The organism is Microcystis flos-aquae FACHB-1344 (assembly GCF_014698375.1).
GTDB lineage: Bacteria > Cyanobacteriota > Cyanobacteriia > Cyanobacteriales > Microcystaceae > Microcystis > Microcystis aeruginosa.
The window spans coordinates 1-22,043 of record NZ_JACJSW010000211.1; the positions used below are offsets into that span (position 1 = coordinate 1).

The 22,043-nt window shown below is 42.7% G+C and carries 28 protein-coding genes; 21 read left to right on the forward strand and 7 right to left on the reverse strand.

Annotation, left to right across the window (positions count from 1 at the left end):
* Positions 1 to 108 precede the first annotated feature (108 nt).
* Positions 109 to 810 carry a hypothetical protein gene (locus tag H6G48_RS21925; RefSeq protein ID WP_242034732.1) on the reverse strand — a complete coding sequence of 234 codons (702 nt, stop codon included), beginning with the start codon at positions 808 to 810 and terminating at the stop codon, positions 109 to 111.
* 303 nt (positions 811 to 1,113) lie between these two features.
* Here H6G48_RS21925 and H6G48_RS26575 point away from each other — a divergent pair, with 303 nt between their 5' ends.
* From H6G48_RS26575 to H6G48_RS21940, 3 genes are all read left to right on the forward strand, one after another.
* Positions 1,114 to 1,809: a PEP-CTERM sorting domain-containing protein gene (locus H6G48_RS26575; RefSeq protein ID WP_242034733.1), complete on the forward strand. Its 696-nt coding sequence runs from the start codon at positions 1,114 to 1,116 to the stop codon at positions 1,807 to 1,809.
* A 415-nt stretch (positions 1,810 to 2,224) separates the two neighbouring features.
* Entirely contained in the window at positions 2,225 to 2,482 is a 258-nt protein-coding gene (locus H6G48_RS21935) for a type II toxin-antitoxin system Phd/YefM family antitoxin (RefSeq protein ID WP_190358565.1), read from the forward strand.
* Positions 2,479 to 2,865 (forward strand): type II toxin-antitoxin system VapC family toxin, encoded by a 387-nt coding sequence (locus H6G48_RS21940; RefSeq protein ID WP_190358566.1) that lies wholly within the window; start codon positions 2,479 to 2,481, stop codon positions 2,863 to 2,865. Before H6G48_RS21935 ends, H6G48_RS21940 begins: the two co-directional genes overlap by 4 nt.
* Before the next feature lie 484 nt (positions 2,866 to 3,349).
* Here the strand turns inward: H6G48_RS21940 and H6G48_RS21945 are convergent, their stop codons facing one another.
* Together H6G48_RS21945 and H6G48_RS21950 are read right to left on the reverse strand one after the other, a co-directional pair.
* Complete coding sequence (locus H6G48_RS21945; RefSeq protein ID WP_190358567.1) at positions 3,350 to 3,754, reverse strand: type II toxin-antitoxin system VapC family toxin; 405 nt, start codon at positions 3,752 to 3,754, stop codon at positions 3,350 to 3,352.
* A gap of 15 nt (positions 3,755 to 3,769) precedes the next feature.
* Complete coding sequence (locus H6G48_RS21950; RefSeq protein ID WP_190723184.1) at positions 3,770 to 4,090, reverse strand: hypothetical protein; 321 nt, start codon at positions 4,088 to 4,090, stop codon at positions 3,770 to 3,772.
* Positions 4,091 to 4,698: 608 nt separating this feature from the next.
* Between H6G48_RS21950 and H6G48_RS21955 the strand changes: the two genes are divergently transcribed.
* Both H6G48_RS21955 and H6G48_RS21960 read left to right on the forward strand, forming a co-directional pair.
* The gene (locus tag H6G48_RS21955) at positions 4,699 to 4,986 is read left to right on the forward strand and encodes a hypothetical protein (protein WP_190723185.1); all 288 of its coding nucleotides are present in this window, start codon (positions 4,699 to 4,701) and stop codon (positions 4,984 to 4,986) included.
* Positions 4,983 to 5,381, forward strand: a complete 399-nt coding sequence (locus tag H6G48_RS21960; RefSeq protein WP_199328873.1) for a type II toxin-antitoxin system VapC family toxin — start codon at positions 4,983 to 4,985, stop codon at positions 5,379 to 5,381. Before H6G48_RS21955 ends, H6G48_RS21960 begins: the two co-directional genes overlap by 4 nt.
* An 11-nt stretch (positions 5,382 to 5,392) precedes the next feature.
* Here the strand turns inward: H6G48_RS21960 and H6G48_RS21965 are convergent, their stop codons facing one another.
* The 3 genes from H6G48_RS21965 to H6G48_RS21975 form a co-directional block, all read right to left on the reverse strand.
* Positions 5,393 to 5,539: a hypothetical protein gene (locus H6G48_RS21965; protein WP_190723187.1), complete on the reverse strand. Its 147-nt coding sequence runs from the start codon at positions 5,537 to 5,539 to the stop codon at positions 5,393 to 5,395.
* A 5-nt stretch (positions 5,540 to 5,544) separates the two neighbouring features.
* Positions 5,545 to 7,092, reverse strand: a complete 1,548-nt coding sequence (locus H6G48_RS21970) for a mercuric reductase (protein WP_190723188.1) — start codon at positions 7,090 to 7,092, stop codon at positions 5,545 to 5,547.
* 335 nt (positions 7,093 to 7,427) lie between these two features.
* Positions 7,428 to 8,183: a TVP38/TMEM64 family protein gene (locus H6G48_RS21975; protein WP_190723189.1), complete on the reverse strand. Its 756-nt coding sequence runs from the start codon at positions 8,181 to 8,183 to the stop codon at positions 7,428 to 7,430.
* A gap of 263 nt (positions 8,184 to 8,446) precedes the next feature.
* On the opposite strand from H6G48_RS21975, the gene H6G48_RS21980 reads away from it, so the two are divergent.
* The 12 genes from H6G48_RS21980 (at position 8,447) to H6G48_RS22035 (ending at position 18,225) form a co-directional block, all read left to right on the forward strand.
* Positions 8,447 to 9,832 (forward strand): cytochrome P450, encoded by a 1,386-nt coding sequence (locus tag H6G48_RS21980; protein WP_190723190.1) that lies wholly within the window; start codon positions 8,447 to 8,449, stop codon positions 9,830 to 9,832.
* 85 nt (positions 9,833 to 9,917) lie between these two features.
* Positions 9,918 to 10,901 (forward strand): protein-methionine-sulfoxide reductase catalytic subunit MsrP, encoded by a 984-nt coding sequence (gene msrP / locus H6G48_RS21985; RefSeq protein ID WP_190723191.1) that lies wholly within the window; start codon positions 9,918 to 9,920, stop codon positions 10,899 to 10,901.
* A 43-nt stretch (positions 10,902 to 10,944) separates the two neighbouring features.
* Complete coding sequence (locus H6G48_RS21990; RefSeq protein ID WP_190723192.1) at positions 10,945 to 11,403, forward strand: DUF29 domain-containing protein; 459 nt, start codon at positions 10,945 to 10,947, stop codon at positions 11,401 to 11,403.
* 16 nt (positions 11,404 to 11,419) lie between these two features.
* Positions 11,420 to 11,878, forward strand: a complete 459-nt coding sequence (locus H6G48_RS21995) for a DUF29 domain-containing protein (protein WP_012265437.1) — start codon at positions 11,420 to 11,422, stop codon at positions 11,876 to 11,878.
* 16 nt (positions 11,879 to 11,894) lie between these two features.
* Positions 11,895 to 12,359, forward strand: coding sequence for a DUF29 domain-containing protein (locus tag H6G48_RS22000; protein WP_002796831.1), 465 nt, complete (start codon positions 11,895 to 11,897; stop codon positions 12,357 to 12,359).
* Between the two features lie 292 nt (positions 12,360 to 12,651).
* Positions 12,652 to 13,494: a hypothetical protein gene (locus H6G48_RS22005; RefSeq protein WP_190723193.1), complete on the forward strand. Its 843-nt coding sequence runs from the start codon at positions 12,652 to 12,654 to the stop codon at positions 13,492 to 13,494.
* A gap of 445 nt (positions 13,495 to 13,939) precedes the next feature.
* Positions 13,940 to 14,314 carry a DUF433 domain-containing protein gene (locus H6G48_RS22010; protein ID WP_002758343.1) on the forward strand — a complete coding sequence of 125 codons (375 nt, stop codon included), beginning with the start codon at positions 13,940 to 13,942 and terminating at the stop codon, positions 14,312 to 14,314.
* Positions 14,311 to 14,706 (forward strand): ACP S-malonyltransferase, encoded by a 396-nt coding sequence (locus H6G48_RS22015; protein WP_185237602.1) that lies wholly within the window; start codon positions 14,311 to 14,313, stop codon positions 14,704 to 14,706. Before H6G48_RS22010 ends, H6G48_RS22015 begins: the two co-directional genes overlap by 4 nt.
* Positions 14,707 to 15,127: 421 nt before the next feature.
* The gene (locus H6G48_RS22020; RefSeq protein ID WP_002768800.1) at positions 15,128 to 15,760 is read left to right on the forward strand and encodes a CDP-alcohol phosphatidyltransferase family protein; all 633 of its coding nucleotides are present in this window, start codon (positions 15,128 to 15,130) and stop codon (positions 15,758 to 15,760) included.
* Positions 15,735 to 16,691 carry a phosphatidate cytidylyltransferase gene (locus H6G48_RS22025; protein WP_002768798.1) on the forward strand — a complete coding sequence of 319 codons (957 nt, stop codon included), beginning with the start codon at positions 15,735 to 15,737 and terminating at the stop codon, positions 16,689 to 16,691. Before H6G48_RS22020 ends, H6G48_RS22025 begins: the two co-directional genes overlap by 26 nt.
* The gene (locus H6G48_RS22030; RefSeq protein ID WP_012265433.1) at positions 16,688 to 17,329 is read left to right on the forward strand and encodes a lysophospholipid acyltransferase family protein; all 642 of its coding nucleotides are present in this window, start codon (positions 16,688 to 16,690) and stop codon (positions 17,327 to 17,329) included. Before H6G48_RS22025 ends, H6G48_RS22030 begins: the two co-directional genes overlap by 4 nt.
* 41 nt (positions 17,330 to 17,370) lie before the next feature.
* Positions 17,371 to 18,225 carry a class I SAM-dependent methyltransferase family protein gene (locus H6G48_RS22035; protein WP_002768795.1) on the forward strand — a complete coding sequence of 285 codons (855 nt, stop codon included), beginning with the start codon at positions 17,371 to 17,373 and terminating at the stop codon, positions 18,223 to 18,225.
* Between the two features lie 34 nt (positions 18,226 to 18,259).
* Here H6G48_RS22035 and H6G48_RS22040 read toward each other — a convergent pair whose 3' ends face one another.
* Entirely contained in the window at positions 18,260 to 18,610 is a 351-nt protein-coding gene (locus H6G48_RS22040; RefSeq protein WP_002768794.1) for an IS66 family transposase, read from the reverse strand.
* Between the two features lie 228 nt (positions 18,611 to 18,838).
* Here H6G48_RS22040 and H6G48_RS22045 point away from each other — a divergent pair, with 228 nt between their 5' ends.
* The 4 genes from H6G48_RS22045 to H6G48_RS22060 all read left to right on the forward strand — a co-directional run bounded on the left by H6G48_RS22045 (position 18,839) and on the right by H6G48_RS22060 (position 21,919).
* Positions 18,839 to 19,111: a hypothetical protein gene (locus H6G48_RS22045; protein WP_002757090.1), complete on the forward strand. Its 273-nt coding sequence runs from the start codon at positions 18,839 to 18,841 to the stop codon at positions 19,109 to 19,111.
* A 120-nt stretch (positions 19,112 to 19,231) separates the two neighbouring features.
* On the forward strand, positions 19,232 to 19,579 hold the full coding sequence (locus tag H6G48_RS26580; protein WP_242034734.1) for a hypothetical protein: 348 nt from the start codon (positions 19,232 to 19,234) through the stop codon (positions 19,577 to 19,579).
* Positions 19,501 to 20,688 (forward strand): RNA-guided endonuclease InsQ/TnpB family protein, encoded by a 1,188-nt coding sequence (locus H6G48_RS22055; protein WP_190723194.1) that lies wholly within the window; start codon positions 19,501 to 19,503, stop codon positions 20,686 to 20,688. Before H6G48_RS26580 ends, H6G48_RS22055 begins: the two co-directional genes overlap by 79 nt.
* Before the next feature lie 640 nt (positions 20,689 to 21,328).
* A complete protein-coding gene (locus tag H6G48_RS22060) occupies positions 21,329 to 21,919 on the forward strand; it encodes a DUF1294 domain-containing protein (RefSeq protein WP_190723195.1) in 591 nt (196 codons plus the stop codon).
* Positions 21,920 to 22,043 lie beyond the last annotated feature (124 nt).

Below are 22,043 nucleotides of genomic sequence, written 5' to 3' on the forward strand. Positions count from 1 at the left end.
TATCATTTTCGTTATTTAGGTCATATATGGTAAATATGACTTATCTTTTTTGGGAGTCTGTGTCTGTATTCCATGCTACATAAGCTTTTCAGCTGGCTTGTCCCCCTGTCAGCCGCCAATTTCCTTACAGGCCTTGAGAATTGCCGCATCCGGCCGTAAAGCACTTTGTGGCCCGTCAACCGCTACCTGTAGTTCGTTGGATAAGTCCCCAACAATCTTAAATTGGATGTCCCGCATCTGTTGTAGGGCTGTTTCAATTTGTTGGGGGGAGAGTTGTTGCGGTAAGTTAGCGATCGCTTGTATCCCGTCCCGATATGACCCAGGAATCTGGAAATCTTGTTCTGGATCGGCATTTTTGGCAAGAATACTCCGATAATACTGAGCAACCGGCTTAACATAACCCTCTTTTTTTTCCCCTGGCATCAAAATGGTTTCCCAACGCAAGGTGACAGCCATCATAATTTGATTGGCAATCTTGCCGATGTCATTATTGACCGCACTGACAGCAATTTCTTCAAAACTGCCCTGATAGGGAACTTTATCTCGCTTGACCACATCAGGATAGCGGTTTTCGGGCAACAGAGCTTCTTTAATTTCTGCCGTCAGAGTGGGATATTTGTCCGCCCGTTCAAACGCCAGCCTATGGCCATCGAAGTCCGCCTGTAGGTGCTTGGCAGCGGTTTCGGGATGGATGTGAATTGTGCCTTCCAACCGCATCAGTTGGGGGAGGTGGCGGTTAGTCAGGGTGATGACACCGTTGGAATTCACCAGGGGGCTGCGGGTGACAATCAATTCTGCCCCATCGGGCATTCTGGGGACGCAGACTTCATTTTCTGCTGTGAATCCCTAGTCAGGGAGAAGAATGTAAAGATTTATTAAATTGTAGTTTAGGATACATTTGCGGGGGGGTAGTGTGTATTGTTGTTTTCAACCGCCTTTGGGGTTGGGTTGGGCTGTTAAACACCTCGAAAAATTGCCTCATTCTCAATAAGCGAAGCTCGGAACCCCCATGAATCCGTTGTCCCTTTTCAATAAGTCGGAATTAATCGGGGTGTCCTGTTGCTTGACCCAGGCTACAAGGGCAATACCTAATATTTCGGGAGGCTTAACCCCATGTTGTTGCATAAAAATTTACTTATTGTTGTTGGTGCTGCTACGCTAGGTTTTGCCACTCTTAGTTCAGTAAGACCTGTAGAAGCGTCTGTTCTGTTTGATGAAATTGGAACCCTCAATCCTTTTAATACTCAGCGAGATGGCGGCGATGCTCCAGTTGGTCGATACACGTTTAACCAACAAACAACTATCACATCTTTCTCTGTCCTCAACGCTTTGTCTACTGCCGGGGACCTCAAGTTCTTAATCTTTAATTCCGGGAACGGAGATCTTCTATTCTCTAGCAACCCAAAGACTTTCGCTAGTGATGGAGGTACTGATTTAGCTAACAATACTTTCAAAGAAAGTGATCCTCTGTCTTTTACTTTCTTACCCGGAATCACTTACGGTCTAACTGCTACGTCTAGTGTTTTTGCTGGGTACTATGTTGCTTTCGATAGTGTTGCTGAGAATGGCATCACTGCTTTAACTGGCAATCAGAATGTTATTGGTTCCTTCAACAATCCCAGTTTACAACTAGGCACTAATTGCTGTAGTGTGCCCGTGAAACTCTTTAGTTCTGATATTCAACCAGTTCCCGAACCTAGTTTATCTCTGGGCCTACTTGCTCTCGGCACTCTCGGCGCAGCCTCAACCCTCAAACGCAAACTGAAGTCATCCAAATCTTCAGAAAAAGAGACCACAAAAGTAGGCTAAATTGCCCACTAAAAATAGGACAAATGCCCCTTCATTCAGTCAGTTGAGGGGGTATTTTTGGCATAACTCTCTCAATTCCCATGATTTCAAGGAGTATGGTTTATCTTGCGAGCCGAGATCTGTTACAATCTAAGATGACTGGTTATAGATGCTTTCAAGATGACTAAAACAGCAGAAACCCTCAAAATAGAACTTGCTCAACTTCCTATGCAAGATCGCGCTGAACTAGCTTACTTTCTCATCCATTCCTTAGATGAAGGTGTAGTAAAGTAGGTTGGGTTAAGCGATAGCGCAACCCAACAAAAGGTTATCTGTGTTGGGTTTCCTTGCGTCAACCCAACCTACAATTTTCTGTGAAAACTAGATAAGGTGAGAAGAGATTCTTCATTAAGAAAATAACAGGAGAAAATTCATCATGTCAAATAAAATTATTGATGCCAACAAAATACAGTTAACATTAAAAGAGTTACTTTCTCTAGTAAAGGCAGATACTGAGATTATTATAACTGAAGGAAATAAACCTCTAGCTCGTCTTATTTCCCTAGTAGAAACTGAAGAAACAACCACTAAAACTTCTAACTTAAGACAACCAGGACTACACTCAGGAAAAATTTGGACGAGCGAAGATTTTGATGAGCCACTTCCTGAAGAATTTTGGACAGGCGAGTTATGAAATTACTCTTGGATACCCATACATTTATTTGGTGGGATAGTGAACCAGAGAAACTATCTCAACGTGCTTTAGAATTGTGTAGAAATCCAACTAACATACTATTACTCAGTATTGCCAGTGTTTGGGAAATGCAAATCAAGCTCCAATTAGGTAAACTATCACTCAAGCTACCTTTGGCACAAATGATTAATACTCAGCAACAAACTAATCAACTTGAACTGTTGTCAATTACAGTTAGCCATGTTTTAGCTTTAAATACTTTACCGAATATCCATAAAGATGCATTTGACCGTTTGTTGGTTGCTCAAGCTAACATTGAAAATGTCATACTAATTAGCCACGATTTAACATTAGCCAAATATCCTGTTCAGATAAATTGGTAAAATTCTCAGTAAAGTAGGTTGGGTTAAGCGATAGCGCAACCCAACAAAAGGTTATCTGTGTTGAGTTTTCTTGCGTCAAACTAACTTATAATTTTTTGTAATAACTCCCCAAAAATAAGAGACTAATTCAACAGAAAGCTAAAAAGAGAGGTACAGTGCGATCACCATCGCTGTAGGGTGCGAAAACGCGCGTGTAACGCACCATCAATTTTCTAATACGCGGTGGGTTACGCTGTCGCTAACCCACCCTACAGTGCTACAGTGCTACTGTGAAGAGACAAGCTGATGTCCGAGGTTATAATGGTCAAAGAGTTAAAAAAGAAATTAATCTAATCAATAGCCACAATGAAGGTACAGCCAAATGAGTCAAGTCTTAACCCTAGAATTGAGCGATGAAGTTTATGCCACCTTGCAACAGCAGGCTAAAATATTAGTAATAAAGCTTCCTTTCCTGGATGGGTGAGATCATCACCAGCAAATTATCTCATCGCCGCCAATTTTCTACGATTAATCCCTGAACTCTCAGCATATCTGAGTCGTCAGAAACGACAATGAGATTATAGCTAATAGCTGTTGCTGCAATGAGAATATCAGTCATTTGTATGGGGGTTCCCTTAAGCCTTAAATCAGCAGAAATTGCTGCGGCTTGATGAACAATCTCCATTGTATCTAACAACAATACTCTCAAATCAGTGCGACACAAATTCTGAAATCTTGCTAACTTCTTCGTTGCCTTAACTGCTAATAGTCCAGCTTCAGTTTCTAAATAAGTAATACAGCTTATGAAAACATCCTTTCCTTGTAGCCTTACTGCACTCAATCTCTCAACGACTACTTGGTTGTCTTTGAGAATAGCTGTGACGATGTTAGTATCGAGTAGATAACCCACGACTATTTACTATTTCTATCTAAAACTTGCCATCACTGCTTCAAACTCTGCCATTTGTTCTGGAGTTAAATCCTTCAGCATTCCCGCCATTGCTTGCACTCCTAAGACTCGCCTGATTTTGCGACCTAGACTTTCATCGGGCATTGTTTCTAATTCTGAAGAAGAAAATTTTTCGGTCAGTAAATTCACAAAATACTTAACCATTTCATCTCTATTTAAATCTTCAAATAAGCTCTCATTCTTGATAAAATCATCAATAATTGACGCGATACGAATAACGAGCCTGGACTGAATTTTATCCTCGACCAAATCTGATTGAATAGAGACTTGAGACATCCTTTCCTCCTTGAGACTGGTGTAGCGAATTTTTTCTGATTTTTAGGGAGCATCCCGTTTCGGCAAATCGCTTCCCTTCCTAGGAAGAGAGCAGATAACTCCCCAATCCAAAATCAGAGCCGAATAAGTTAATTTTAACCTAACCTGCTTCAAGTTCGCCTGCTGAAAAAAATTGCCAGCCCTGTCTTCCCGACAAGGCTGAAAAAGCCGTAATCTGTAACAGCGCCCGTAATAAAGCTTCCTTTCCCGCATGGGTGTTGAAAGCAGGCTGGACGAATCAAGTGCGCCACGATGCTGCTTATATTGAAATTACCAACCGACAGTGCGATCGCCATCGCTGTAGTGGATTGTTTCAGCTAATTTGGTGTATTAGAAAAATGCTATAAATTCTATAATCTAAGACTTTAAGCCGAAATCTATTGCCCTATTTTATCTGAAACAGTCCAGTAGGGTGCGAAAACGCGCGTGTAACGCACCATCAATTTTTTAATATGCGGTGGGTTACTAACCCACCCTACAGTGCTACTGTGAAGAGTCCGAGGTTATAATGGTCAAAGAGTTAAAAAAGAAATTAATCTAATCAATAGCCACAATGAAGGTACAGCCAAATGAGTCAAGTCTTAACCCTAGAATTGAGCGATGAAGTCTATGCCGCCTTGCAACAGCAAGCTAAAATATTAGGTATCGACCTGTCAGAATTAGCCGCAACTTCCCTCGAGCGACAGTATCGCTTAACAAAAGATAAAGACCAACGCACGGAAGCGGAAAAAGAAGCAGCACGTCAACGCTTTGAGAGACATATTGGTTCAATTAGCGGCTATCCTCCAGGAGCAGATAATGAAAGCATTGATGCTGATCTTGCGAGAGAATACGCTAGTAACCATGAGGAAGATTGATGCTTCTAGATACATCTGGTTTGCTATGCTTGCAGTTTGAATCCGAACCTTGTCACCAGCAAGCCCGTTTTTTGTATAAAAACACAAGAATCCGATTAGTTCAAAGCTACATTTTAGCCGAATATGTCACTCTAGCCCATACACGGCGTTACCCGCGTTTAGCCACCCTAGAATTTATCACCGATTTGCTAGAAAATCCAGATATCGAGACAGTTTGGGTAGATGAACCCTTACATCGTGCTGCTGTCAAACTATTGATGGCACGGCAAGACAAGACTTATTCCTTATGTGATGCCGTTAGCTTTTTATTGATGCGCCAGTACAATATTAATGAAGCATTAACCACCGATCGCCATTTTGAGCAAGAAGGTTTTCACCGTTTACTTGTATTCTAAAAAGGGCAGAGCTACGTCAGGGGTTGGTATTTCTCCAACTGGTACTCCTGCCATTTCCCCGACCCCAGTTCGGTGAGGGATTGGGCGTTTCCCAACTGCGCGGCAGCTTCCCGCCAGAATTGTTCAAAGTTCTGCCGCAGTTCTCCGGTGGCAATCATTGATTTTAACCCGATAATTTAGTCAACAATTCCAAGAGTTTTTTACTATTAGGAGTCAAGAGAGTTCGACGATAGGCATCGGCGGCCTTTTTAATCGCTTCCGCTTGGGTGGGATAGGGATGAATAACACTAGAGAGTTTACGCAGTCCGATTTGAGCAACCATAGCGGTGGTAATTTCGGAAATCATCTCACCGGCGTGAGCGGCGACGATAGTGGCTCCTAAAATTTGGTCGGAACCTTGTTTGTGAATAATTTTTAGAAAACCTGCTGTTTCGCCATCAGTGATAGCTCGATCGACTATACTCAAAGGAATTTTAATAGTATTAGTGACCAATCCCCGGGTCTGTGCTTGGGTTTCATCCATACCCACCCGGGCGATTTCTGGGTCGGTATAAGTGACCCAAGGCAGAACTAAATTACTGAGCTTATCGCGTCCGAAACCGAAGGGAGAAAAAAGGGTATTTTTAATCACAATACGCGCGGCTGCATCGGCGGCATGGGTAAATTTCCAATCCATACAGATATCACCGGCCGCATAAATTTTCGGGTTAGTAGTTTGCAGATAATCATTGACTTTAACTCCCCGACGAGTATCGTATTCCACGGCCACCGCTTCTAAATTTAATCCTGACAGATTCGGCTCCCGGCCCGCACCGACTAAAATCTCGTCAACGGTGATAGTTGCTCCTTGACCGTTGCTAGTATATTCAATGGTTTTACCCCGCTCATTTTTTGTCACCCGTTCAATTTGGCAAGAGAGAATTAATTGCATTCCTTCCCGCAGGAAAGTATTCTCAATAATTTCGGCCGCTTCTTGGTCTTCTTTATTCAAAAGATGGGAATGATTATGAAATAAAATCACCTGTGCGCCTAACCTTTGAAAAGCTTGGGCTAATTCACAACCAAGCGGCCCGCCACCGATAATAGCTAATCGAGGAGGTAATTCTGTGAGGGAAAAAATTGTTTCATTGGTATAAAATCCCGCTTCTTTTAGTCCGGGGATATCGGGATGAAAGGCCCCAGCACCAGTGGCAATGACGGCTTTTTTATAAGCGAGAGTTTTTCTCGCCACTGCCACAGCATTTTCTCCTAAAAAACGAGCGCTACCCAAGAAGACATCGATACCTAGTTTTTGGAAACGTTGCACCGAATCATTATGGCTAATATCGGCGCGAATTTGTCGCATTCTGGTCATGACTCTGGCAAAATCTACCCTAGTATCCCCAATATTAATTCCTAATTTTTTGGCTTTCTCAATTTCCCCGATAATTCTAGAGGAACGAATCAGACATTTAGAAGGAATACAACCGAAATTGAGGCAATCTCCCCCCATGAGATGTTTTTCCACTAAAGCCACTTTTAAACCTATATCTAAACCCGCAGCCCCCGCCGCTACGACTAAACCCGCAGTACCCGCACCAATGACGACTAAATCATAACAATCTTGGGGTTGTGGATTGAGCCAATCGGCAGGATGAACATAATTAACTAATTTTTGATTATGTTCGTCCATGGGGAGAATATTAACTTCACTGGAGCTATTTTGAAACATATTAGACCTCTTGTAAAAATCAAAAATTGTTGTTAGGGTTAGGAGTCAGTAGCCAGTAGTCAGTAGTCAGGAGAATTAAGAATGAATAATAATCAGTTAAATGGTCTATTTACCGATTTTATGCAATTTAATTCTTATTTTTGCCGTTTTTGAACCCTGAAAAATTAATTATGCAAGAGGTTTATTAAAGCAGTTATCTTAATGGTGAGATACGAAGTTTTCGTTTTGGGTAGCCGGTCGCCGGTCGCCGGTCGTGAGGAGATTATTTTTATTTGTTCTCCCCACACCCCACACCCCACTTCCCACTTCCCCAACCCCTGACTGATAAATGATGACTATTCACTGATAACTGATGCCAGGGCCTGACGGGCAATTTTTGTGACGTAGAGGGTGAGAGCAACGGTAGCGATCAAACCGATCAGGCGAATAGTCCATGGTAAAGCTGGGTTAGTGGCTGGTGTTGAGGTGCCGATAGTGGCAAGATTACCCGCTAAAGAGCCAATATAAACATACATTATCGTCCCCGGAATCATGCCCGCGGAACCTAGTAGATAATCTTTCAGGGAAACCCCGGTGACACCATAGGCATAATTGAGCAGATTAAAGGGAAATACGGGAGATAAACGGGTTAAAAGCACTATTTTTAAGCCTTCTTTCCCCACAGCTTCATCGATAGCTTGAAATTTACTATTACCTTGAATTTTTTCCACCACCCAACCCCTCGCCAGATAACGTCCCACCAGAAAAGCGGCGGTAGCGCCGATAGTTGCCGCGATAAAGACGTAAAAAGAGCCTAAAAGCACGCCAAAAACCACACCAGCCCCGAAAGTCAGGATTGAACCTGGAAAAAAGGCCACAGTAGCTAGAATATAGATAATTATAAACGCGATCGCTCCCACAGCCCCCAAACTATCCACCCAAGTTAAGGCATGGAAAAGAATAGTTTGAGGATTAAAACCGGTGGAGGCACTGGATTCGAGGGCAAAAGCGGGGGGAGTAGTCAGGAGAAAAGTGCCGCTAAAGGCGATTAGCAGCGGCAAATAACGGCAAATAACCAGCTTTTTCCAGTTGCTGGACTGGGAAATAATCATCACAAGTCCCTAAAAAGAGAATAAAAGAGAGATTAAACTATAAAAGCGAATTAAATAGAACTAGGGGCTATTCTACCGTAGTTATCATTGTTTAGACCAGAAAGCCAATCCTGAAAATTCCCAGAAAATCTCCCTCTCTGGGAGAAGATAGGACAAGCAACAGCCCGGTAATTGTTGCTGTTTACTTGATATTACACCTTGCCGTCTCTGGGGAAAAAATGTCACAATTAGAAATAATTAGCATTCGATATAGCAATTAATCTATGAAAATCATCCCCAAGGTCAAGGCCCCTACCTTCCTGCAAATGGCACAATGGATCATTAATCCTGTAGCTTTTATGGAAAATGCCGCCCGCAAGCATGGCGATATTTTTAGCACAAAAGTGGGTTTAACTGTAGATAATTTTATCTTTGTCAGTAGTCCTGCGGCCCTACAACAGGTTTTAACTAATGACCGTAAAAAATTTTCGGCACCAGGGGAAGCCAATCGGATTATTGCCCCGATTATTGGTGATTATTCCGTCGTCATGTTAGACGGAGACATCCACAAAAAACGCCGTCAGCTTTTATTGCCACCTTTTCACGGGGAAAGAATGCGTTTCTACGGCGATTTAATCCGCGATATTACCCTGAGAGTAATGGCAGAATTGCCCGAAAATCAACCTTTTAAGGCCCGTTCAGCGACCACAGCAATCGCTTTACAAGTAATTATGGAGGCAGTTTTTGGAATTAGTCAAGGGGAACGTTATCAAACCCTGAAAAAAACTCTCGCTGAAATGCTCGATATTTTTAACTCTCCGGTGATGGCTTCTTTGTTATTTTTTCCAATTTTGCGGGCTGATTTTGGTGCTTGGAGTCCCTGGGGAAAATACCAGCGTTACCAAGAAAAAATTGATGATATTATCTATACAGAAATTGCCGAAAGAAAAGCTAATCCTAACCCCAATCGCACCGATATTTTATCACTACTGATGTCGGCCCGGGATGAAGAAGGCAACCCGATGAGCGATAAGGAATTGCGCGATGAATTAATGACCTTATTATTCGCCGGTCATGAAACCACCGCCACCGCTATGTCTTGGGCGCTCTACTGGACTCATCGCTATCCAGAAATTAAAGCAAAAATTCTCCAAGAAATAGCCACTTTAGGAGATAATCCTAACCCCATTGACATAACTCGATTACCCTATCTTGCGGCGGTTTGTTCGGAAACTTTACGCATTCATCCCGTGGCAATGTTAACTTTTCCGCGAGCAGTGGAAGAACCGGTAGAACTAGATGGTTATCCTTTAGAAAAAGGGACAATTCTTATGGGTTGTATTTATCTAGCTCACCACCGCGAGCAAACTTTCCCCGATTCCCATACTTTTAAACCAGAACGCTTTTTAGAAAAACAATTCACCCCCTATGAATATATGCCTTTTGGTGGTGGGGCGCGTCGTTGTATCGGGGAAGTTTTAGCTATCTACGAGATGAAAATCGCTATCGCCACAATTTTGGCCAATTATCAGTTAACTCTAGTTAATAATACCCCCGAAAAACCCAGCCGCCGCGGTTTAACCCTTGCTCCCTCGCGAGGAGTTCCCATGGTCTTAAAAGGACGACGGGAACCTCTGGTGACGGCCCCGATGCTCGCCGAAATTTCTTAAAAAAACTGACAAACTATTGTACAATCAGAGTTGTGGTATCCCATATCATAACTCTGTTTTTTTGTCAATAAAATTGGGGATAATTATGGTCTTAATTCGTTTAGCTAAATCCTGGCAAATTTCCGAAAATGAAGTTACTTCCGAAAGTGTTTATTTTAACCGTCGTCGCTTTTTACAGGGGTTAATCGGGACAGGAATTGCGGGGAGTTCCCTATTATTAACTGCTTGTGGTAAATCCTCCTCCTCGGAAGCTTTAGAAAAAAGTTTGCAATTACCTAAAATTGAAGGGTTCAGCAAGAATCCGCAGTTTTTAACGGTAAATCGCCCCATAGCTGCCGAAACTGTAGCCGGGAAATATAACAATTTTTATGAGTTCGGAGGGGGGAAAAATATCTGGTTAAAAGCGCAGAAACTACCGACGAATCCCTGGACGGTAGAAGTGGGAGGATTGGTAAAAAATCCCCAAACCTACGATATAGATACTATTAAAAAAACCTTTCCTCTCGAAGAAAGAATCTATCGTTTTCGTTGTGTGGAAGCTTGGTCAATGGTGTTACCTTGGCTTGGTTTTCCCATGGGTGCTTTAATTGCGGCAGTGGAACCAAAACCAGAAGCTAAATTCGTCCGTTTCACCTCCTTTTATAATCCCGAAATTACTAAGGGGCCAGGATTACATTTAGGTCCCTTACCCTGGCCCTATACAGAAGGTTTAAGAATTGAAGAAATGGCCAATGAATTAGCTTTCTTTGCCGTGGGAATTTTCGGGCATGATTTACCGAAACAACAGGGCGCACCCTTGCGAATGGTTATTCCTTGGAAATACGGTTTTAAAGGAGCAAAATCGATAGTAAAAATTGAATTTACCGCCAAACAACCCGCCACCTACTGGAACACAATTGACGCTCATGAATACGATTTTGAGGCTAATGTAAACCCCAGTAAACCCCATCCCCGTTGGTCGCAAGCAACGGAGAAATTTATCGGCAGTAGAAGTGATTTATCTTGGGAAATTATCGAAACTCTGCCCTATAATGGCTACGGTGAATATGTGGCTAGTTTGTATAGTTAATTTTGATTATTATCCTCGTTTTATTTAGTTTAAGTGAGTATTTATGGAAAATAAAACTCTGTACGAACAAGACTTTTATCTCTGGATTAGAACTACTATTAATCAACTGCAAGCCAGACAGTTTGAGCGGGTAGATTTAGAGAATTTACTGGAGGAGTTAGCAAGTATGGGAAGGAGTGAAAAACGCAAAATCGAAAATCTTTTGATTCAATTGCTGGTACATTTGCTGAAACTAACCTACTGGACAGGAGAAAAAGCTAGAAATGAGGGTCACTGGAAAGGGGAAATTAGAAACTTTCGCCGACAAATAATCAAAGAAGTTAAAGATAGCCCTAGTCTCAAACCCTATCTTTTGGAAATCTTTGAGGAATGCTATCAATTTGCTAGAAAAGATGCTAGTGATCGCTCTCAATTACCCCTCGATACTTTCCCCGCTATTCCCCTTGGTTCCCTTGAACAAATTCTCGATGAAGATTGGTTTCCCACTAATAACCATGAGTAATATATAGAGGTCAATTATGGACAATAAAACCCTGTACGAACAAGACTTTTATCTCTGGATTAGAACTACTATTAATCAACTGCAAGCGAGACAGTTTGAGCGGGTAGATTTAGAGAATTTACTGGAGGAATTAGCAAGTATGGGAAGGAGTGAAAAGCGCAAAATCGAAAATCTTTTGATTCAATTACTGGTACATTTGCTGAAACTAACTTACTGGACAGGAGAAAAATCTAGAAATGAGGGTCACTGGAAAGGGGAAATTATCAACTTTCGCCGACAAATAATCGAAGAAATTAAAGATAGCCCTAGTTTAAAACCCTATATTCTGGAAATCTTTGAGGAATGCTATCAATTTGCTAGAAAAGAGGCTCAAGTTAGAACTCAATTACCTCTTGATACTTTCCCCCCTATTCCCATTGGTTCCCTTGAACAAATTCTCGATGAAGATTGGTTTCCCACTAATAACCACGAGTAATATATAGAGGTAAATTATGGATAATAAAACCCTGTACGAAGAAGACTTTTATCTCTGGATTAGAACTACTATTAATCAACTGCAAGCCAGACAGTTTGAGCGGGTAGATTTAGAGAATTTACTAGAGGAATTAGCAAGTATGGGAAGGAGTGAAAAGCGCACAATTAAAAGTCTGTTAACCCGATTATTAGAACATTTACTTAAGCTCAAATATTGGGCGGCAGAAAGAGAGAGAAACGAAGGTCACTGGAAGGGAGAGATTAGAACTTTTCGTCTCGATATATTAGATGAACTTAAAGATAGTCCTAGTCTGAAACCTTATCTTTTGGAAATTTTTGATGAATGTTATCTTTCAGCCCGAAAAAATGCCAGTGACCGCTCTCAATTACCCCTCGATACTTTCCCCGTTATTCCCATTGGTTCCCTTGAACAAATTCTCGATGAAGATTGGTTTCCTGCGGGCGATAATCTGGAAATATAGCCATCAGTTAGACTGCTCCATACTGCTCTAACAAAAAACAACTATCTCCCGATAGCGATCGCTAAAGGTCGAATAATTATAAATTTTTTTCAAGGGGTGCGGTCAGATCGAAGAATCATTGCTAGAATGAGCCTAATTGTCAGAAATTTAGTTAAACAAGGTTTTTGGCAATATGCTAATCTGGCTAACACGCTTTTGGGTGTGATATAGGGAAAAGTTCTGGCAATCGCGCCTAAATAGAGTGTTATACAGAAAGTTTCCGCATAATATGTAGTTAGGCAGATGCAATCCAATGTGTATCTTTTCTCACGACGTTCAACAGGTGTCCAACACGAAGATCTACGCTCGCCTGAATGGCGACCGTCAGCACTTAGTGTATGAGATGCGCCTAACGTCGGAATCCGACGTGGCGATGATCCTCCCGTTGCCAACTCAATTGCCGAGTACGGACCAAGTAAGTTTCGTAAACCTTTCTGGTTACGACGGCTTTTTTCGCGACATGGATCGATGCTTCCCGCAGCCGCTGGAAATGCGTAGCAAAGGCGTCGCTGTCGCGAGAGCGAGTCCTAGAAATCTCATGGTTCATCGAGTTGGCGCGTTTGACGCTTCGTTCGTACCCGCACTCGCGGATTTTCACAGACTTGATCTTCGATTTCGCCTTCCAGAGGATGTTTGGAAACAGCTGCCGCTTTACAGTGACTTTGGTTTTGCCGTCTTTCAGCTTCGATCTGGAGACATGCGGATCCATCCCATGGCATTGTCGTTTAGGACGCGGAATTCAACGGCCCTTTTCTTCCCGACTGCCCACGTCCATGATGGAAGCGTTCATCCCGTGGCGCAATTCGATCACTCCCTTTACGCACAGGCGGAGCGTCCCAATAACGTCGGAATCCGACGTGGCGATGATCCTCCCGTTGCCAACTCAATTGCCGAGTACGGACCAAGTAAGTTTCGTAAACCTTATGGATCGATTTCTGAATGGGTGCACGGGTCAGTCCTGCCTTGCGACGTTATGAACTTCGGCAACTCTATCATGTCAGATAAGACGAAGGGTCTCGTTGATCCACTGACGCCTGTTGCCCGCTGCAAGTTGGCTGGCCCATTGCCAAACCGGGATACCTGGCTACCTGTGTAACCGCTGGCTAACCGATCGTTGCAGCTGCCGATGCCGCGAGCGTCACTTTGCTCCTAGACATGGCAGTGCGATGCCGAAGGCACTGCGTAGCAGTACGCAATCGCCGTAGTACGCAATCGCCGTAGGGTGCGTTCCCTAATGTGGCTCCTACTGCTCCAGCGATCGATTTTGGGGAACGCACCATGCCCATTGATTGAAGCTGTGGTCTAAATTTGATCGCCGATCTTGTAGTACGGGGCCTGGTGATGCTCACACAAATGATACTGAATTGCCAGATATTGGAGTTCACTACTGGCTAGATGCAGGAACGAGGCTGAAATACATTTTGAAAGTCTGGGTTGAGGATTAAAGAGCTTGCGAATTAGTAGTCAGGGTGGGCGTTTGCTCACCTTGCTTTTTCATGCGGTAATATGGAATGAGATGGTGAAAGACTGAGACTATAGCTATGACGCTCGCATCTAATGGAAAAACTGATATCATTCGTACAGAGCGAGGACTGACGATCGCAGGAACCCGCATCACCCTCTACGATGTGATGGATTATGTGACTGCTCAATATCCACCTAAGTTCATTCAGGGATTATTTGATCTGACGGAAGAGCAAATTAACACTGCCCTGGCTTATATTGAGGCTCATCGTGCGGATGTGGAAGCTGAGTACCAGCAAGTTCTCAAAGAAGCTGAAGAACTCCGACAATATTATGAAGAGCAAAATCGTGAGCGAGTTGCCCGTATTGCTGCGCAACCACCTAAGCCAGGCTCCGAGGCTGCTTGGGAAAAGCTTCGAGTGGCTAAGGCAAAGCGTGAGTCGAAAGTATGATTTTTTTGATTGATCACAATCTCAAAGGTCATGCCTTGGTTTTCTTTGGTGCGATCGCAACTCAGGGCTGGCTTGATATCGTCCCGATGCAGTTCGTCACCTTTGCAGAGATGGATTTGTCGATCAACAGTGATGACAGGACGGTTTGGCGACTTGCTCAAGAGAATCAGATGATTTTGCTTACCGCTAATCACAGTATGGAAGGGAAAGATTCCCTAGAGCAGGTCCTGCGTGAAGAAAATACCTCAGAGTCATTGCCTGTGATCACCGTTAGCAATGCTGATCGGCTTTTGAATGATTCGGAATATCGAGGTCGGTGTGTTGAAAGTCTTGTTGAAATTGTGCTTGATATTGATACCTATCGAGGCGCAAGGCGAATATTCATTCCGTGACGCGGCGAATGCTAGGGCCGTTGAAGTCTATCTGTAGGGACACGGCATAACGGGGTCTTTATACTGAATCGGTTTTTAATAGCATGATTAACTGCCAATCCAACTTGAAAAACCCGCTCTCTTCTCCCCCACTGCTGTAACAAAAAACAACTATCTCCCGATAGCGATCGCTAAAGGTCGAATAATTGTAAATTTTTGTCAATGGGTGCGGTCAGATCGAAGAATCATCGCTAGGATGAGCCTAATTGTCAGGAATTTAGTTAAACAAGGTTTTTGGCAATAGGCTAATCTGGCTAACACGCTTTTGGGGTTGATATAGGGAAAAGTTCTAGCGATCACGCCTATCTCTTGGTATGATATATTTATAGTTCCATATCTCTGGACAAAAATTTTTAAATTTATAAAAGTTGATCTAAATTCCGTGATTACTATCTATCAATTAAAGCCAGCTTTTCAAAAGATATTGAGTCCGCTAGTCAAGCAACTAGCGAAACAAGGAATCACGGCGAATCAAATTACCACATCTGCTGCTGTCTTATCAGTATTGATGGGAATAGCAATTGTCCTTTGGCATTGTCAGCGCTGGCTACTGTTGCTGATGCCTTTGGTACTTTTTATGCGAATTGCACTGAATGCGATTGATGGGATGTTAGCCAGAGACTACAACCAGAAAACATCGTTAGGTACTATCTTAAATGAACTAGGAGATGTAATTTCTGATACTGCCCTCTACCTTCCCTTTGCCTTAATACCAGGAGTTTCTAGTATTTTGGTTGTCCCAATTGTCTTACTGTCAATCATCAGTGAAATGACTGGAGTTCTCGGGGTTACAGTGAGTGGAAAAAGACAATATCAAGGGCCAATGGGCAAAAGTGATCGTGCTTTTTTATTTGGTATAATTGCTTTATTATTAGGATTAGGATTGACAGCAGGAAAGTGGTTAGATTATATTTGGATTACCACAATCTTACTGCTATTTTCGACAATTATCAATCGGGCTTACAGCAGCTTAAAGGAATTAGAGTATCATGGTTTGGACGAAGCCAGCAATTAATGTTATCTGGGGGTTAGCAGGGGTATTTATCCTATTAATACTAGCGACTCTCATAATTCAGCTTCTCTCCCTAACTTTGCCAGAGAGAAATTATACAGAACTGAAGCAACGAGTCAAATCTTGGTGGGCAATTACCCTTCTTTTCTCAACTTCTCTCATCCTCAGTCCTGGAATAGCTGTGATCTTTTTTGGTTTTGTCAGTTTTCTGGCCCTGAAAGAATATTTATCTCTAATTCCGACACGGCGGGCAGACCGTCGCGTCTTGTTTTGGGCTTATTTAGCAATCATCTTACAATATTACTGGATTTACAGTCGGTGGTACGGAATGTTTTTAGTATTTATCCCAGTTTATATGTTCCTTATCTTGCCGATGCGGATGGTAATTTTAGGAGAAATACACGGTTTTCTCAAGGCAATAGGAACTCTACATTGGGGATTGATGCTGACAGTATTTAGCATCAGTCACGTCGCCTATTTATTAAGGCTACCACCCGCAGGTAATCCCATAGCTGGCGGTGCTGGATTGTTACTGTATCTTTTATTTTTGACGGCTCTGAATGATATTTCCCAGTACTTGTGGGGAAAAAGTTTGGGAAGACATAAAGTTTTACCGACAGTTAGCCCCAACAAAACCTGGGAAGGCTTGCTAGGAGGGATAATAACGACAATAGTATTGGCAGTAATTTTGGCTCCTTGGTTAACTCCGTTTAATTTAACTCACGCATTCTGGCTGGGGTTACTATTGGGAATTGCCGGTTTTATTGGTGATGTTACTGTATCGGCTCTGAAGCGAGACTTAGGAGTTAAAGACAGCGGTAATCTCTTACCAGGACACGGTGGTATTCTTGATCGTATTGACAGTTTAACTTATACTGCTCCCCTATTTTTCCATTTTACTGTTTACTTTTATTTCCGGGGGATGTTAGCTTGAATAAGTTACTGCGATTGTTGTTTTTTGGTTGCGTGGTTAGACTGATTGTCTTGGTCATTATCGGACTAAGAATCAGTCACAAAGAGAGGCTACCAAAATCGGGACCAGCGATAATTGTTGCCAACCACAACAGCCATCTCGATACCCTGGTATTGATGACACTCTTTCCCTTAAGGTTATTAGACAAATTGCGTCCAGTAGCGGCGGCGGACTATTGGTTAAAGAATCCCTGGCTGACTTGGTTTTCTCTAAATATTATTGGTATCATTCCCTTAAGACGCGAAATGGGGAATGTTCGCGAGCATCCTCTAGACAGTTGTTCTCAGGCATTAGTGCGGAGAGAAATTCTGCTAATCTATCCTGAAGGCTCTCGCGGCAATCCTGAATCTTTAACTAGCTTTAAGAGTGGCATTGCCCATCTAGCGAAACGGCATCCAGAAATCCCCATCTATCCAATTTTCTTGCATGGTTTAGGCAAGACACTTCCCAAAGGTGAAGCTTTATTAGTCCCTTTCTTTTGTGATGTTTGGCTTGGTAATCCTCTCCATTGGACTGGCAATAAACAAAGCTTTATGGATTTGTTAAATCAGTCAATACAAGAGTTGGCATCATCAGGAAATTTTTCTGCTTGGCAATAAAAAAGTTCTTGATTTTTCTTGATTAAACGAAGGAATTAACCATGAATTCTCAAACCTTACCTAGCTATGATTCACTAAGTCGTCCGCTGCCAATTTGGCATCCTAAAGCCATCTACTACAGCCTTGTAAGATTGCTGTTTCAAACCATCGGGCAACTTTCAGACGGAATTCGTCTGGGCTTGAAATACGGCTTTGATTCAGGAGTCATGTTAGAGTATGTTTATCGCAATCGTCCCAGCGGCATTACCTGGTTTGGCAAGATAATTGACCGTGTTTATCTCGACTCCCAGGGATGGCAGGGAATACGTCAACGTGGGGAAATTCTGAAAAGCGTATTGCGTCAAGTTATCCAAGATAATTTTGAGCAAGGGGTAACAACTAACCTCCTCGATGTTGCTTGTGGTGGTGGCCGCTATGACTTGGAAGTTTTGCTAGATTTTTCGGGTGGTGCAGTGAATGCTTTATTGCGAGATTACAAGGCAGAAAATGTGCAAAAAGCGCAAGAATTAGCTCTCCACCTTGGCGTATCAGCAACTATCGAACAAGCTGACGCTTTTAACGATGACGACTTAAACCGGGTCTTACCACCGCCTAATTTAATTGTCGTCTCGGGACTCCACGAAATATTACCAGATAATGAGTTAATTCGTCAGCATTTCCAGCAATTATATCGTCTTCTTGAACCAGGCGGGACGCTCATTTTTACCATTCAACCCTACCACCCCCAATTAGAGTTTATTGCCAGGGTATTAAATTCTCATACAGGTAAACCTTGGGTGATGCGCCTGAGACCGCTAGAATTAACCGAAGCATGGGCAACTGATGCGGGTTTTCAAGATTTCCAGGTACAGATGGATAACTTTAATATTTTCGGGGTCGTCAAAGCGAGAAAGTGAAGTCAGCGAAAACTCATTTTGTAACTATTCAGGTCTAGGGGTTGACAAAGAGAGAAAAATCAGCAGTGGGGATAAGAGAGACAACCGTATTCAAGGGGTGATGGACAGAGGCCAAAGCCTGACGGAAGAAAGTTAAAACCGAACGGCCTTGGGCGCGACAAGACTGAATCACGGTCAATAAACGGGCAGTATCAACAAAGCCACTGAAGGAGCGAGAACCACCAGCTATCTTGCGCTTAGTTACTCCCAAACGCAGAGAACGCTCGGCTCGGTTATGATCGGGAGAGACTTGAGGATGCTCGAGGAAATACCACCACTGATGGGACTTGTCCAGCAAGGATTTCAGCAATAAACCTGCAGCATAACCCGCCTGGGGTCGCCACACAGCTAAAGCTTGCTCTAACCGCAGCGATCGCCGATCTTGTAGGGTGCGTTCCCTAATGCAAGTCCCACTGCTCCAGCGATCGATTTTGGGGAACGCACCATGCCCATTGATTGAAACTGTGGGTTTAAGTGCGATGCCGCTCTTGTGGGACCAGTTGGGGAATGTTAGCGAAGATTCCCAATGTTTAGGTTAAAATAGAGGGGCAAAAGTTGCAACAAGATCAATCCTATGACAGTCCGACAACCCCGCTATAGCAAAGAAGAATTTGCCCAGCGTGGCGATCTGATTTATCAAACTCAAATACGTCCACAAGTCGAATTGGGTAATCAGGGCAAAATTGTAGCAATTGACCTTGAAACTGGCGACTTTGAAATTGATGCGCGTGAAATATCTGCTTGCAATAGACTCGAAGCCCGTCACCCAGATGCTCAAATCTGGATTGTTCGAGTCGGTTCTCGCTATGTTCGCCGATTTGGTGGACGGACAAAGAGATTAGTATGATCGCCGGAATCGTTAACGCGGATTTTGAGGCGATTATTTCACTTTCGATCTTGTGACTCTGAAGGAAATATTTACGCGCAAGATGCGATCGTTGATACAGGTTTTAATGGTTGGCTTTCATTGCCACCAGACCTAATCGATCAGCTAAACCTAAAATGGAAAAGACGAGGACGTGCTATTCTTGGTGATGGTAGCGAATGCGTTTTTAATGTCTATGAAGCTCTCGTAATTTGGGATGGAGATTATCTGACTATCCCAATTGATGAAGCTGATTCCGAACCTCTAGTGGGAATGTCATCGAAAATTTTGGGTCTGAAACCCCGTCGTTCTACGACGGCTTTACTGTTAAATATTAGAACATTTACGAAATATATGCTAAAATATGAGACATGGAAAAAGCCTATTCTTACCGATTTTACCCGACACCAGAACAAGAGTCGCTATTGCGGCGCACTTTGGGATGTGTAAGATTGGTTTACAATAAAGCTCTCCACGAACGAACACAAGCTTGGTACGAAAAGCAAGAAAGAGTAGGCTACGCTCAAACTTCTTCAATGTTGACCGATTGGAAAAAGCAAGAAGAATTAGACTTTCTCAATGAAGTAAGCTGTGTACCCTTACAACAAGGGTTAAGACATTTACAAACAGCTTTTACTAACTTCTTTGCTGGTCGTACTAAGTATCCTAACTTTAAGAAAAAACATCAGGGAGGAAGTGCCGAATTTACCAAATCAGCCTTTAAATTTAAAGACAAACAAATCTATTTAGCCAAATGCACAGAACCTTTACCTATTCGATGGTCAAGACAAATCCCAGAAAGCTGTGAACCAAGCACAGTAACGGTCAGATTACATCCTTCTGGACGTTGGCATATCTCAATAAGATTTGATGACCCAACAATTAAGCCATTACCAGTAACAGATAAAGCCATCGGAATTGACTTAGGAATTAGTAGCCTTGTGATTACCAGCGATGGTGACAAAGTATCTAATCCCAAGCATTTTAAAAAGCATTATCGGAGACTGCGAAAAGCACAAAAAAATCTTTCTAGAAAACAGAAAGGGTCAAAAAATCGGGAAAAAGCGAGAATCAAAGTAGCCAGAATTCACGCTCGAATCACCGACAGCAGAAAAGACCATTTACACAAGCTAACCACTCAATTAGTTCGTGAAAACCAAACGATTGTGGTTGAGAATTTAGCCGTCAAGAATATGGTCAAAAACCCCAAGTTATCTCAGGCAATATCTGATGTAAGCTGGGGAGAAATCACTCGACAATTAGCCTATAAATGCCGTTGGTATGGAAGAAATTACATCGAAATAGATAGATGGTTTCCTAGCTCTAAAAGATGTAGTAATTGCGGGCATATTGCTGAGAAAATGCCGTTAAATGTTCGAGAATGGGACTGTCCAGACTGTGGGACTCACCATGACCGAGATATTAACGCCAGTAAAAATATTTTGGCCGCAGGGCTTGCGGTGTCAGTCTGTAGAGCGACCATAAGACCAGAACAGAGTAAATCTGGGGCGGCAGGTGCGAAAAACCTTCGGGACCCCAAGCAGAAACCTAAATCGTGAGGTTTGGGAATCACCGTCCGTTCACGGCGGTGAGGATGTCAATAATGGAAGGCTATCAACTCACGGTTCAAGTATTTGAAGAAGGCAGCGTAGAAATCCGTAAAGTAACTGCCATCTAACACTGCGTTGGAGACGACTTCACCAAAAATACCGACAAAAATTACAGGTTATCTGCGGCGGCTCAACTAGACCGTTATACTGAATCAGTTTTTAATAGTATGATTAACTGCCAATCCAACTTGAAAAACCCGCTCCCTTCTCCCCCACTGCTGTAACAAAAAACAACTATCCCCCGATAGCGATCGCTAAAGGTCGAATAATTGTAAATTGTTGTCAAGGGGTGCGGTCAGATCGAAGAATCATCGCTAGAATGAGCCTAATTGTCAGGAATTTAGTTAAACAAGGTTTTTGGCAATAGGCTAATCTGGCTAACAGGCTTTTGGGAGTGATATAGGGAAAAGTTCTGGCAATCGCGCCTAAATGGAGTGTTATACAGAAAGTTTCCACATATTGTTACTTTCAAGAGTGTTATAGAGAAAGTTGACCTATAATATGTAGTTGGGCTGCTTCGTTTTTTGGTTGTGGCTGTCCTTGAAGATGATTTGTTAGAACCACAAAGTTTTCGTTATTGAGATTTTTTATGCAATCCGGTCTCCGCAGTGGAAAGCTTACAAAATGGAAAGATGAGCGTGGATTTGGTTTTATTCAACCCGTTGATGGGAGTCAAGAAGTTTTTTTGCATATTTCTGAAGTTAAAGATGCAACCCGTCGTCCACAAGAAAACGACACGATTTATTACCACTGCATAGTTGACTCAGATGGCAAAGTTCGAGCTTACAACGCATTTATTCTGGGAGCAAGAAACAAGTCAGAACCTTCAAGTAGTCGAACTAAACCCTCTGATGCCATCATTTCAAGCTTTCCGATAGTTGAGGTAGTTCTGTTGTCGCTTCTGCCTTTGTTTGGAGCTATTCATTTTACATGGACGACACGCAATCCCATTCCACTGATTCTTTATCCCGTAATGAGTTTAGTGACTTACGCTCTATACGCAGATGATAAATCTCGTGCTAAACGAAAGGATTGGCGAACTTCTGAACAAACGCTACATCTGTGTGAACTTGCAGGTGGATGGTTGGGCGGGTTTATTGCCCAGCGAATATTGCGCCATAAAGGTCAGAAAAAGTCTTATTGGGACTTAAACGATCAACAAGAGTATAATAGAGTATAATCGTTAAAGAGTAAGCACTTTACGTTGAAAAATCGGCGATGAAAGAGACAACCCCAGCTGCGATGCCTCCCTGCTTTGACCGATGGTGTCGGCGGTTTGACAATTGCTTCAAAAACGAAGCGCA